Raw genomic sequence first — 12,741 nt, forward strand, 5'->3', positions numbered from 1 at the left:
ACGAGACCTGGTCAGGACCAGCGGGCAATATCCTGGTAGTCCTCGGCGCGCGGCTCAACCCAGCGCCACTGCCCGCCAACTTTCTCTCGTTTCCAGAACCAGCTTTCGGACTTGAGATGATCCATCGCGAAGTCCGCCGCTGCGAAGGCGGAGCGCCGATGGCGCGCAGCGGCTGCCACCAGGACGATCGGATCTCCCGGCATCATCGTTCCGCTGCGATGTATAACCAGCAAGCCTTCCAGATCCCAGCGACCGAGGATCCGCTCAGCCAGTTCATGCATAGCCGGTAGAGTAAGCGGTTCGTAGTGCCGCAATTCCAGTGCTTCTACGGCGTCGCCAGCGGCTTCGACTCCTGAGGAGGAGCGAACCTGCCCGAGAAAGCTGACGACCCCTCCTGCACGTGGATGCGCCTGCGTGAATCTTGCGAGCTCAGCTTCAGGACTGAACGAACATGTGAAAAGGCGGACGTCGGCAGCGTTGCGCGGCATCTCACCCCCCGCTGACAGGCGGGAGAAACGCCAGTTCATCGCCGCTCTTCAACACCTCGGCGTCCCGATCATGAACGATCGCACCATTGAGCGCACACTTCACCCGCGCACTTGAGAGCGCAGCCGCCAGGTCCGGCTCTAGCCTCGCCAGAACCTGTGACACTGAAGGCGCTGACGCAACCTCCCGCTCCGGTGCACCCGCGAGATCTTCCAACGGCCCCAGGAACACGAGCTTAAGCGCCACGGTCAGCCGCCGGTCATGGACATATGGCGGGAAAGCGCAGGTGCCTGCCCCCTACGGTCGATGGCGAAATGGTGGCGTGCAGGCTTGATCCGCATGGCCAGGTCCAAAGCGTCAGACAACGCCTTCTGCGGATCCTCAGAGCGCAACGCGGCCCTAAGATCCACCCGCTCATCCCCACCAAGACAAGCATAGAGTTGGCCGGTGGCCGTCACTCGAATTCGATTACAGCCTTCACAGAAGTTGTTCGTCAGCGGCGTAATCAGCCCGATTCGGCCACCCGTTTCGAGGACATCGAAGTACCGCGCAGGGCCGCCGGTGCGGTGATCGGAAGGAGTCAGTGTCCAACGCCGCTCCAGATCCTCACGCACAGCCAATAGGGGCAGGTAATGGTCGACCCGGTCTTCCTCGACGTCGCCGAGCGGCATCACCTCGATCAATGTCGCATCGAAGCCCTGTGCATGCGCCCAGGCGACCAGTTCCGCAATTTCGCCTTCGTTGATGCCCTTCAACGCCACTGTGTTGAGCTTCACCCGCAGACCGGCCGCCTTGGCGGCGGCAAGCCCGCTCAGCACCTGCGGTAGAGAGTCTCTTCGGGAGAGCTTGCGAAAGCGTTCACGATCGAGGGTATCCAGCGACACGTTGATGCGGCGAACGCCTGCATCGAACAGATCAGCTGCAAATTCGTCAAGCTGGGTACCATTGGTCGTGAGTGTCAGTTCATCGAGCCCATCCCCAATCTTTCGACCAAGTGCCCGCACAAGGTCCATCATGTCACGCCTGACCAGCGGCTCACCACCGGTGAGGCGGATCTTCGTGATTCCGCGGTCGATGAAGCCGAGCGCAAGGTCATGCAACTCTTCCAGGCTCAACACCTCCTTGCGAGGGAGGAATGTCATTCGCTCTGGCATACAGTAGGCACAGCGCAGATCGCACCGGTCGGTGACCGACAAGCGCAGATAGCTGATCCGGCGCTGAAATTGATCGACGAGAGGCGCGTGCGCTGTGGTCATCTCCTGGGATATAGCATCGCCGCCGCCCCGGTTCCATCGACAGGTAGCAACTGGCCGGTCACGCCCGGCGCTCGGGCCAGGTAATCTGCTGCCGCTGCGATCGCCTCCTCGTGCTGGCCCGCGATCGCATTTACCCGTTTTGGGGAATGAGCGCGTGCAAGTTCCTGCACTGCTGCTAGTCGCCAGCCATGATGGGTGTGGTCGGCCGGAGCGAAGACCAGCGCCAGGTCTCCCTTGCTTCGGGCCAGCAGACTACTGACGTGGGGCAGAACATCGGAATGGAACTGCGCAGCGGCGGCAAGTGGCTCGTCCGCCAGATTACCAACTCGCAGTAACTCCATCAGCGCCGCTCGCGCGTGAGGGTTATCCCGATGGCTTCCCCAGCCTCGGAGATAGCCAGCTTTACGATCTTCACAGTGACAGCGGTAATTCGGCTGTCCTGCACGAACAGTGTTTCGCAGATGTGATCTGCGACCGCCTCGATCAGCTTGAAATGGACACCCGCTGGAAGCGCCTCGGACGCGGCAAACTTCAGGTCCATGTAGTTCTTGCTGGCGGACAGAGGTGTATCCGGCGCGTAGTGCGGGATCGGTTCCATTTTCGCACTGATGGTGATCTTCAGTGGCTGCGGCTTGCCGGTCTCTTCGGAGTAAATTCCGGTGAGCACGTCGACGACGAAGTCAGCGACTTCAAGGGTGAGCGAATCGGCCATGGCGCCCTTTAGCGCGGATTGTGCCAACGCGCGAAAATCGCAGTGGGCAGTAGCCTTCCATTTTCGCTCTCCTCGCGAATCGCGAGTTCTCCATGCTCCACGCACCCAGGCAGATCAGAGAAGAGATCGGCCACGAGCCCGCCCAGCGCCAGCGACGACATTCTGACTGCATAGACTGTGAGGAACAGGAAACGACTGTCAGCATCAAGCAGCCGGCGACAATCCTCCATCAGAGCGGGCAGGTTCTCCTCGAGGCGCCAAACCTCCCCATTCGGCCCACGTCCGAACTTGGGAGGATCAAGGATGATGCCATCGTAGCGCCGCTCGCGCCGCACTTCCCTCGCTGCGAACTTGGCCGCATCGTCAACGAGCCATCTCACCGGCCGATCATGGAGACCGGAGAGGGTCGCGTTCTCCCGAGCCTGTGCAACAGACTTTTTGGATGCGTCGACGTGCGTCACCGTGCCACACGATGACAGCGCCAAAGTGCCAACCCCGGTGTACCCGAACAGGTTGAGCGTCGAGGCCTCTTCTGGCCGCAGAGACTCCCGCATCCAGTTCCATACCGGCGCCATATCGGGAAAGAAGCCAAGGTGCCGGAAGGGCGTGCATTGCGCGTTGAACGACACTTCGTGCCAACGAAGCGGCCAGCCCTCGCGCGGCACTTGCCGGAAGAACTGCCAGCGCCCGCCGCCATCCTCGTCGGAGCCCGGCACGAACTCGCCATCGGCGTCCCATTCAGTCAGACGCGGCGACCACATCGCCTGCGCCTCAGGGCGAATGAAGCGGTAAGGTCCGTAGCGCTCCAGTTTTCGCCCGTGTCCTGAGTCGAGCAGGCCGTAGTCGCCCCATCCGCCGCCGGAGAGAATCAGCGGCTCGTTCGAAAAGACCGCCATCAGCCCTTAGGAACCGCGTGTGCGGTCACATACTCAGCCACCGTCTCGTAGGCACCAGGCACGTTCGCACAACGCTCCTCGCGCTCGAACAAGTCGCCGACACGCGAGGGAAGCCCCGGCCGCTGACCGGTTGCGCGCTCTACAGCCTCGGGGAACTTGGCAGGATGTGCCGTGGCCAGAGTAACCACCGGCACTTCAGGCGAAATCCCCGAAGTCCGTGCGCCATGCAAGGCACAGGCGGTGTGCGGATCGATCAACTCGCCGCTATTCTCCCACGCCCATCGGATGGAGTGCGCCATTTCGTCTGCATCTGCACGGCAGCTGGCGAAGAGCTTTGCAGCCCCCTCCCTCTGGGCGTTGGTCAGCTGCATCGCCTTACTTGCTTCGAATCCCGCCATCTGAGCCGCCAGGGCCGAACCCTCACGCCCGCCAAGGTCAAACAGCAGTCGCTCGAAATTCGAAGAGACCTGGATGTCCATCGAGGGCGCGGCGGTCGGCGTGACCGTGCCTTGCGAATAGTCTCCGCTCGCAAGCGCGCGATGCAGGATGTCATTGACGTTGGTTGCCACGATCAGTTTCTCGATCGGCAACCCCATCTGCTGGGCGACGTATCCAGCAAAGACATCGCCGAAGTTCCCGGTCGGGACAGAAAACGCCACCACCCGATCGGGCGCGCCGAGTTGTAGCGCTGTAGCGAAGTAGTACACCACCTGAGCCATCAAACGAGCCCAGTTGATCGAGTTGACGGCGCCGATTGCAAAGCGATCGGTAACAGCCCGATCGTTAAACATGCGCTTCACGATCGCCTGACACTCATCGAAGCTCACGCCTTCCAGCGCAAGGTTGTGCACGTTCGGCGCCAACACTGTCGTCATCTGGCGGCGCTGCACGTCGCTCACCCGTCCTTTGGGGTGCAACATGAAGACGTCGACCTTGGCGCGCCCCGCAACGGCGTCGATGGCAGCCGAACCGGTGTCACCCGACGTCGCCCCGACGATAGTGAGATTGCGATCCGATCGGCTGAGGAATTCTTCGAAAAGCAGCCCCAGCAACTGCAGAGCCACGTCCTTGAAGGCCAGCGTCGGCCCGTGGAACAGCTCCATCAGCCAGTTCTGTTCATCAAGCTGGACGAGTGGCGTCACCGCCTTGTGCGAGAAGCGGCCGTATGCAGCCTCGCAAAGCTCCAAGAGGCGCGCGGGCGTCAGACTTTCACCCACGAACGGCTGCATCACCCGCGCTGCCAGCTTCGCATAAGGAAGCCCCCGCATCGAGCGGATCTCATCCTCCGAAAACCGGGGCCATGCGCTCGGCACATACAGGCCGCCATCCGACGCCAGACCAGCAAGTGTGGCGCCTTCGAAATCGAGCGCTGGAGCGCTTCCTCTGGTGCTGATGTAGTCCATTTCGCCTGCGCGCCTAGCCGTAGCAAGCGGTCGGTGCAATGCTGCTCACAACAGCAGCATCTCCCAGGTGCGACGGGACCCACACGAACTTTTATCCAGACGTGCGCCTTCGCAGTGCGATGATGTAGATCACGATTGCCGCTGCCGCGAAGAAGAACCACTGGATGGCGTAACCAAGGTGGTTGTTCGGCAGTTCCGCTGGATCCGGTATTTCATTGGGCTCGAGCCCGGCCAGAGGAGGATCGGCTACCAGCCTTGGGCCAGGCGCGATTACACCCGCCACTTCGCCTCCGTTCCAGACGGTTTTCAAGCCAGGGTCGCGCGACCAACCCAGAACGACTCGCGCCCGCGAACCGTCAGGCACCAGGCACTCGACATACTGCGCCAGTCCCGCCTCTGCGCTTGCATTCCGGCCGGCCATAGCCCCCCGCTCCACCACCCGCATGCACAGGAGCCTCGACTGGCGATATAGAGCCCTCTCCACCTCAGCCTCGGTCACGGGCCACGGAACGGGTGCCTGGGCGCCCCGCGACTCCTCATAACGAGCGAGAAGTGCTTCCTTCTCTTGCGACCGCCCCAATTGCCAGACGCCAAGTCCGACCATCACTGCAACGGCTGCCACTACCAGCAAGGTTGCGAACACCGGGAAACGCTTCGTGTTCATCGCCCTGCTCCTCTGGCAAACTCGCTGTCAGCAAAAAGGGCAGCCGAAGCGATCTCCGACTGCCCCCATTTGCGCTTATACGTCAGCTATCAATGAATCGGGTAGCCCCAGCCACCCCACACGTAGATGGCAACGAAAAGGAACAACCAGACCACGTCGACGAAGTGCCAATACCACGCTGCTGCTTCGAAGCCGAAGTGCTGGCGCGGTGTGAAGTCGCCCTTGTATGCACGAACAAGGCAGACGATCAGCATGATCGTACCGACGATGACATGGAAGCCGTGGAACCCGGTCGCCATGTAGAACGCGGATCCATAGGTGTTCTCACCGAAGGGGAACGGAGCGTTCGCATACTCGTATGCCTGGATGAACGAGAACAGGATGCCGAGCAGGATCGTCGCCCACAGCCCCTTCTTCAAACCATCGCGATCACCGTGGATCAGCGAGTGGTGGGCCCATGTGACTGTCGTGCCTGAGCAGAGCAGGATCAGGGTGTTCAGCAGCGGCAGATCGAACGGATCCATGACCGCTTCGATCGCCTTGGGAGGCCACTGACCACCAACAGCCTCGACCAAGGGCGTCGGAAACAGTGCGAAATCAAAGAAGGCCCAGAACCAACCAACGAAGAACATCACCTCGGAAGCGATGAACAGGATCATGCCGTAACGCTGATGGAGCTGAACAACGGGGGTGTGATCACCCGCGCGTGCTTCCTTCACGATTTTCGAGAACCACGAGAACATGCTCGCCAACAACAGGGCCAGCCCGAGCCATGGCACGAACGCGCCACCGGGCAGGTCATGCATCATCAGGACCATGCCTGTCGTGAAGATCAGGGCGCCGGCTGTCGTTGCCAACGGTGCAATGTCCGGTGGAAGGATGTGGTAATCGTGAGTCTTGCTACCGGCCATTTGGCTTCGTCCCTGTTGATCGCAATCCGCAGCGCCGCCGCGAGTGAGTTTTTGACTGAGCGCCCTTAACTTCCCGACCCGGTGCGGTCCAGTGCCTTTGCTCCGCTGCTCACAGCGGGATGGAAAGTGTAGCTCAGAGTGATCTGCTCGACGTCTTTCGCATCGGGATCGTTCAGGATCGCGGGGTCTATATAGTACAGGACGGGCATGCGCACCTCCTGTCCGGGCTCCAACGTCTGCTCCGTAAAGCAGAAGCACTGGATCTTGTTGAAGTACTTGCCAACGTACTCCGGTTCGACGTTAAAAGTGGCCGTCCCGGTGATCGGCTGATCAGACGTGTTCTTTGCCCAGTAGATCGCCATGTCACGCCCCCCGATCGTCACTCGATCGGTGCGCTGCAATGGTTTGAAGTCCCACGACATGCCGCGCTCCACATTGGCATCGAAACGAACCGAGATCGTCTCGCTCACGGCCTGAACGCTCGCCGCTGCCTCATCGCTTACGCGTTGCGTCGTTCCGCCGAAGCCCGTGACCTGACAGAACATGCGGTAAAGCGGTACGGACGCAAAACCGAGCCCCAACATCCCACCGGCGATAGCGAGACCAATCAGCGCAGTGCGCCGGTTGCGTGCGCTCGACGATACACTGGTCGACGATACGGCGGCTGAATTCATCGCATCAACTCATCTTCGCGAGCGAGATCAGGAACACGAGGATCACGAACGCGGCAAGCAGCGAGCCCAGCACGATGTTGCGGCTGCGGCGAACGCGGGCGGGGTCAGTCTCACGAGTCATGGCCTGATCCTACAGCGGCAGGAAGCGATCCACCACCAATGCGGCGAAAAGCACGAAAAGATAGATGACGGAATAGCCGAAGAGCTGCTTCTCAGGCCGCATGGTATCTTCAGGGCCGGTCCGATCACGCAGACCAACCCGAACGGATAGAGCCAGGAACAGAAGCGAAAGGACAGCTGCACTGGCGCCATAGAAGCGCCCTGCACCACCGAGCCACCAAGGAAGAACGCTCAGCGGCAACAGCAGCAAGGCATAGACGAGGATCTGGCGCCGCGTTGATTTCTCCCCTGCGACCACCGGCATCATCGGAATACCCACTTTGGCGTAGTCGGTCTTCACGAACAGAGCGAGAGCCCAGAAGTGCGGCGGCGTCCAGAAAAAGATAATGGCGAAGAGCAGCACCGGCATCAGGCTGATCTCACCGGTTGCAGCAACCCAGCCAATGAGGGGCGGAAATGCACCTGCACCGCCGCCAATCACGATGTTCTGCGGCGTACGGGGCTTGAGCCAAATCGTGTAGACGACTGCATAGTATACGATGGAGATGGCCAGTATCCCCGCAGCCAGCCAGCTGATGGCCAAGCCCATCAGGAGGACGGACCCCACGGAGATGGCGACGCCAAAGTCTCGCGCATCAGTGCGATTCATTCTTCCCTGCGGCAAGGGGCGTGCCGCCGTCCGCTTCATCTCTGCATCGATGTCCGCTTCCCACCACTGGTTCAGCGCGGCAGCGCCACCGGCCCCAACAGCGATGCACAAGATTGCAGTGAATGCGAGAACCGGATGAATGCGCTCAGGAGCCGCCAACAGGCCGCAGAGACCCGTGAAGATGACCAGACTCATGACGCGCGGCTTGGTCAGCGCGAAAAAGTCCCGCCAATCTGCCGGCACATGAAGCGCACCAGCGGAAGACGCTGGAGCACCGCTGCTTCGCACAGAAGTGGCCTGGGAATGAACTGGTTTCATATCATAATCGCATCAAGCACGAAGAAGGGCGACATACCCTCCCCGATCTTTTCCCCTGCGGGAAGATAGTAGTGTGACAGCGGCTGCCCCTTTCGAGGCAGCCGCCGATCATCAATGGTGTCCCGCGTCCTCAATCACCGGCAGGGTCTCGAACTGGTGGAACGGGGGCGGACTGGAAAGCGTCCACTCCAGGGTCGTCGCACCCTCACCCCAGTAGTTTGCCTCGACACGGCGACCGGCGATGAAGGCGTAAGCTACGTTCACCAGCCAGACCACGATGCTAGCGGCCATGATCATGTAGCCAACCGTCGCGACATGATTCCAGTGCGTGTAGGCCTCCGGATAATCGGGATAGCGACGTGGCATACCCTGGAGACCGAGGAAGTGCATCGGGAAGAAAATGAGGTTCACGCCGACGAAGAACACCCAGAAGTGAACGTGCGACAGGAACTCGGAGTGCATCCGGCCGCTCATCTTGGGGAACCAATAGTAGAACCCGGCGAAGAGGGCTGTCACAGCACCCAGCGAAAGAACGTAGTGGAAGTGAGCCACGACGTAGTACGTATCATGCAGCACGTCGTCGATGCCGCCGTTCGCGAGAACCACGCCGGTCACACCGCCGACGGTGAACAGGAAGATGAAGCCCAGGGCCCAGACCATGGGGCTCTTGAACTCAAGGCTGCCGCCCCACATCGTCGCGATCCAAGAGAAGATCTTGATGCCGGTGGGGACCGCGATGACCATCGTGGCGGCCGTGAAGTACATCTTCGTATTAACGCTCAGGCCTGTGGTGTACATGTGGTGCGCCCACACGATGAACCCAACGACACCAATGGCGACCATTGCGTATGCCATGCCCAGGTACCCGAACACCGGCTTCTTCGAGAACGTGGAGACGATCTGCGAAATGATGCCGAACGCAGGCAGGATCATGATGTACACTTCGGGGTGGCCGAAGAACCAGAACAAGTGCTGGTAGAGCACGGGATCGCCGCCACCTGCCGGATCGAAGAAGGTCGTCCCGAAGTTGCGGTCGGTCAGCAGCATGGTGATCGCGGCAGCGAGCACCGGCAGGGCCAACAGCAACAGGAATGCGGTGACCAGAACGGACCACACGAACAGCGGCATCTTATGCATGGTCATGCCAGGAGCACGCATGTTGAAGATGGTCGTGATGAAGTTGATCGCGCCCATGATCGAGCCAGCGCCCGCAAGGTGCAGCGCGAAGATGCCGAAGTCGACCGCAGGACCCGTCGAGCTATAGGTTGAGAGTGGCGGATAGACCGTCCAGCCCGTGCCCGCTCCGTTCCCGAGACCGCCCGGCACGAAAGCCGAACACATCAAGGAGATGAAGCCGGCAACCGTCAGCCAGAACGAAATGTTGTTCATCCGCGGGAACGCCATGTCTGGCGCACCGATCATGATCGGAACGAACCAGTTGCCGAAGCCGCCGATGATGGCCGGCATGACCAGGAAGAACACCATGATCAGCCCGTGGGCCGTAATCAGCACGTTCCACATGTGCAAAGTGGCGTTGAAGTCACCTGCGTCGTCACCGAAGAAGCTGGCGACCGCACCCAGATACTGAATGCCAGGCGCGGCCAATTCCGCCCGCATGACGCCCGAAATGGCGCCACCGATGATCCCCGCGATGATCGCGAAGATCAGGTACATCGTACCAATGTCCTTGTGATTGGTGGACATGAACCACCGGGCAAAAAAGCCCGGCTTGTGGTCATGATCGGCGTGACCGTGATGGTCGTCGACGTGACCCTGGAAGTGATCTGCGGTGGTGGCCATTCTCGGAGACCTTGTAATGGATTTCGTTAAGCGGACGGCGAAGCCGTCGTAGGAGCGGCAGGAACCGCTTCAGTCGGGTTGGTTGCAGGAGCGGCAGCGCCTGCCGGCGTCGCAGTTTCGGGAGCCTGGACTGCATTAGCAGGCTTCTGCCCATCGATCGCTCCACCGGAGTGGGTGAGAACCCAGGCATTGAACTGCTCGCGAGGCAGGGCCTCGATGACGATCGGCATATAAGCGTGCTTTACACCGCACAGCTCAGAACACTGCCCGTAATAAACGCCCGGCTTCTCGATGAAGAGAACCTTCTCGTTGATACGTCCAGGAACAGCGTCAAGCTTGAACCACAAGGAAGGCACGCCGACCGAATGGATTACGTCCGCCGCAGTGACCTGTAGCCGAATTGGCTCGCCCGCAGGAACGACCATGCGGTTGTCCACTTCCAACTGAGCAGGACCGTCCCATGCCTCGGACCCGACTTCGCGAACGCCAGCATTGATCGGCGCCTGCCCTGGCAGGTTGAGCATGTAGGAGTTGACCTCAAACTCCCCGTTATCCGGATACGAGTATGTCCAGAACCACTGGTTGCCCGTGATCTTGACTGTCAGCGCCTTGGCCGGCGCGGGCTTGTACTGCTTTGCAATCAGGTCGATCGAAGGCACCGCGATGCCAACCAGAATAAGGACCGGAAGGAGCGTCCACATCACTTCGAGAAGGGTGTTGTGGCTGGTGCGCGAGGCAATCGGATTGGCCCGGCGATTGAACCGCACAACCACGATCACCAACAGCAGCAGCACCAAAAGCGTGATGATCGCGATAAGCGGCATCAGCACGGCATCATGAATCCAGTGGCCGTACTCACCGAAAGGCGAGAACTGCTTCTGCAGCCCGATGCCACCGTCGACAGGCATGCCGACACCAGGCGTCGGAGTCATCGGAGTGTATGCCGCGCTCGCAGCAACATCAGCCGTAGGGCCCTCCAGGTTGAGCGGGTTCCCGGCATTCTGAACTGCCGTTGCGCCACGATCAGGCGCAGCGGACGCCTCAGCCGCAGGAGCAGCGATCGCAGGCACCGGAGCAGCAGGCGCAGGGGCAGCGGCAATCGCTGCATACGGCAGCGTTGCCAGAGCCACAGACAGACCGAGAGCCCTGATAGCGCGGCTCGCGGCACGGACGTTGTCGCCGGATTTCATCGTCGTCGTGCTTTCCCGATTCCCCTGCGCACTACGGTGCATTCACACCGTTGCGCACACACATTTGACAGGGCTGATGCACCCCATTGGGGCGGCCTATACGCGCGCTTGCGGCGGGTCTCAAGCGCCTCTAGGGGAATTTTTCCCGAATGCGCGGAACCAAGGACGCGCTGACCAGGGCAGAGCAGCAACAAGGATCAGGAAAGCCATGCAGGAAGAAGCCGTTCTCGCCGAGTTCCGCGCGAGCAAGGCGCTGCTGGAGGGACACTTCCTCCTATCCTCCGGAAGGCACAGCGCACATTATCTACAGTGCGCACGCGTTCTCATGAATCCGGAGCGTGCCGGACGCCTCGCGACGGCGCTGGCCGCGAAGCTTCCGCACGACATCCGCAGGAAAGTGAACAAGGTCGTGTCCCCGGCCATGGGCGGCGTTGTGATCGGTCAGGAGATGGGCCGCGCCCTTCAGGTCGACGCTATGTTCGTCGAGCGGCCTGAGGGCACTTTCGAGCTGCGGCGAGGCTTCTCTCTCGAGCAGGGAGACATGGTGCTGATGGTCGAGGATGTCGTCACGACCGGTAAGTCCTCGCGCGAGGCGATCAAGGCTATCGAGGCAGCAGGCGGCAAAGTCGTCGCAGCCGCAGCGCTGGTGGACCGGTCAGGCGGAACGGTCGACCTCGGCGTGCCGTTTACCGCTCTCGTGGAACTGAACTTCCCCACCTACGCGGCCGACGAACTGCCAGCAGAGTTGGCAGATATGCCAGCCATCAAGCCGGGCAGCCGAGCGCAACCCTGAGTCCGTCATCTATAATACAGAGCGCGAAACCATGCAGCACTCGTCTCCTTTGCGTCTGGGCGTGAACATCGATCACGTCGCAACGATTCGCAACGCGCGAGGCGGGGATCATCCCGATCCGGTGCGCGCGGCCGAGGTTGTCGCCAGAGCGGGCGGTGATGGAATCACAGTTCACTTGCGCGAGGATCGGCGACACATTCGTGATGAGGATCTAGCGAGAGTGCAGGCCGCCACGGGCCTTCCGCTGAATCTTGAAATGGCAGCCACCGACGAAATGCTGGAGATCGCACTCCGACACAGGCCGCATGCCGCGTGCATCGTGCCCGAACGGCGGGAAGAACGCACGACAGAAGGTGGACTCGATGCGGCTGGACAACATAACCGGCTTGCGCCGATCGTCAGCCGCCTTCGTGAGGCAGGTGTTCGTGTCAGCCTTTTCATCGCTCCAGAACCGCGTCAGATCGAAGCGGCGATCGCCCTGGGGGCTCCCGTCGTCGAGTTTCACACGGGCGAATATGCGCACGCCAGCGGCTCTGCTGTTGCAGTGGAGCTCAAGCGGATCGCCGACATGGCGGCTCTGGCGACAAAGAACGGCATCGAACCCCATGCCGGACACGGCCTCACCTATGAGAATGTGCAGCCGATTGCAGCCATTCCTCAGCTGGCCGAGTTGAACATCGGTCATTATCTCATTGGCGAGGCAATCTTTTGCGGGCTCGAGGAGAGTGTGAGGAAGATGCGCGACCTGATGGATGCAGTTCGGTGATCAGTGAAATGTCCCAGGCACAGGCTCCAAGCCTATGCTCTATTGGAAGCGTGGCTGAGACTGCGCAGTTCCTGTGTTCCCGACCCGAAACAGGCGAGCCGGC

The 12,741-nt window shown here is 60.9% G+C and carries 15 protein-coding genes; 2 read left to right on the forward strand and 13 right to left on the reverse strand.

All coding sequences use genetic code 11. The features are described 5' to 3' along the window. Positions 1 to 11: 11 nt before the first annotated feature. The 13 genes from ABUH87_RS13015 to coxB all read right to left on the reverse strand — a co-directional run bounded on the left by ABUH87_RS13015 (position 12) and on the right by coxB (position 11,079). Complete coding sequence (locus tag ABUH87_RS13015; protein WP_367774328.1) at positions 12 to 527, reverse strand: molybdenum cofactor biosynthesis protein MoaE; 516 nt, start codon at positions 525 to 527, stop codon at positions 12 to 14. Further along, positions 490 to 732 (reverse strand): MoaD/ThiS family protein, encoded by a 243-nt coding sequence (locus ABUH87_RS13020; protein ID WP_367774329.1) that lies wholly within the window; start codon positions 730 to 732, stop codon positions 490 to 492. Before ABUH87_RS13020 ends, ABUH87_RS13015 begins: the two co-directional genes overlap by 38 nt. Positions 733 to 734: 2 nt before the next feature. Beyond that, positions 735 to 1,742, reverse strand: coding sequence for a GTP 3',8-cyclase MoaA (moaA, locus tag ABUH87_RS13025; protein ID WP_367774330.1), 1,008 nt, complete (start codon positions 1,740 to 1,742; stop codon positions 735 to 737). Then, positions 1,739 to 2,083 carry a Rossmann fold domain-containing protein gene (locus ABUH87_RS13030; RefSeq protein WP_367774331.1) on the reverse strand — a complete coding sequence of 115 codons (345 nt, stop codon included), beginning with the start codon at positions 2,081 to 2,083 and terminating at the stop codon, positions 1,739 to 1,741. Before ABUH87_RS13030 ends, moaA begins: the two co-directional genes overlap by 4 nt. Further along, positions 2,083 to 2,454 (reverse strand): dihydroneopterin aldolase, encoded by a 372-nt coding sequence (locus tag ABUH87_RS13035; protein ID WP_367774332.1) that lies wholly within the window; start codon positions 2,452 to 2,454, stop codon positions 2,083 to 2,085. The genes ABUH87_RS13030 and ABUH87_RS13035 overlap by 1 nt, the downstream gene beginning before the upstream one ends. Positions 2,455 to 2,462: 8 nt before the next feature. Beyond that, on the reverse strand, positions 2,463 to 3,350 hold the full coding sequence (locus tag ABUH87_RS13040; protein ID WP_367774333.1) for an RsmD family RNA methyltransferase: 888 nt from the start codon (positions 3,348 to 3,350) through the stop codon (positions 2,463 to 2,465). After that, positions 3,350 to 4,753 (reverse strand): threonine synthase, encoded by a 1,404-nt coding sequence (gene thrC / locus ABUH87_RS13045; protein WP_367774334.1) that lies wholly within the window; start codon positions 4,751 to 4,753, stop codon positions 3,350 to 3,352. Before thrC ends, ABUH87_RS13040 begins: the two co-directional genes overlap by 1 nt. A 91-nt stretch (positions 4,754 to 4,844) precedes the next feature. Continuing rightward, positions 4,845 to 5,417, reverse strand: a complete 573-nt coding sequence (locus tag ABUH87_RS13050) for an SURF1 family cytochrome oxidase biogenesis protein (protein WP_367774335.1) — start codon at positions 5,415 to 5,417, stop codon at positions 4,845 to 4,847. Positions 5,418 to 5,506: 89 nt separating this feature from the next. After that, positions 5,507 to 6,328: a cytochrome c oxidase subunit 3 gene (locus tag ABUH87_RS13055; RefSeq protein ID WP_367774336.1), complete on the reverse strand. Its 822-nt coding sequence runs from the start codon at positions 6,326 to 6,328 to the stop codon at positions 5,507 to 5,509. Positions 6,329 to 6,393: 65 nt separating this feature from the next. Next, a complete protein-coding gene (locus ABUH87_RS13060) occupies positions 6,394 to 7,002 on the reverse strand; it encodes a cytochrome c oxidase assembly protein (protein ID WP_367774337.1) in 609 nt (202 codons plus the stop codon). Positions 7,003 to 7,132: 130 nt separating this feature from the next. Then, positions 7,133 to 8,089 (reverse strand): heme o synthase, encoded by a 957-nt coding sequence (locus tag ABUH87_RS13065; RefSeq protein ID WP_367774338.1) that lies wholly within the window; start codon positions 8,087 to 8,089, stop codon positions 7,133 to 7,135. 111 nt (positions 8,090 to 8,200) lie between these two features. Further along, a complete protein-coding gene (gene ctaD / locus ABUH87_RS13070; protein WP_367774339.1) occupies positions 8,201 to 9,889 on the reverse strand; it encodes a cytochrome c oxidase subunit I in 1,689 nt (562 codons plus the stop codon). 26 nt (positions 9,890 to 9,915) lie between these two features. Beyond that, a complete protein-coding gene (gene coxB, locus ABUH87_RS13075; RefSeq protein ID WP_367774341.1) occupies positions 9,916 to 11,079 on the reverse strand; it encodes a cytochrome c oxidase subunit II in 1,164 nt (387 codons plus the stop codon). A gap of 208 nt (positions 11,080 to 11,287) precedes the next feature. Here coxB and pyrE point away from each other — a divergent pair, with 208 nt between their 5' ends. Together pyrE and ABUH87_RS13085 are read left to right on the forward strand one after the other, a co-directional pair. After that, positions 11,288 to 11,872, forward strand: coding sequence for an orotate phosphoribosyltransferase (pyrE, locus tag ABUH87_RS13080; RefSeq protein ID WP_367774343.1), 585 nt, complete (start codon positions 11,288 to 11,290; stop codon positions 11,870 to 11,872). A gap of 31 nt (positions 11,873 to 11,903) precedes the next feature. Continuing rightward, complete coding sequence (locus ABUH87_RS13085) at positions 11,904 to 12,638, forward strand: pyridoxine 5'-phosphate synthase (RefSeq protein ID WP_367774345.1); 735 nt, start codon at positions 11,904 to 11,906, stop codon at positions 12,636 to 12,638. Positions 12,639 to 12,741: the final 103 nt, after the last annotated feature.

Origin of the sequence: Novosphingobium rhizovicinum (genome assembly GCF_040813635.1) — a bacterium.
Classification (GTDB): domain Bacteria; phylum Pseudomonadota; class Alphaproteobacteria; order Sphingomonadales; family Sphingomonadaceae; genus Novosphingobium; species Novosphingobium rhizovicinum.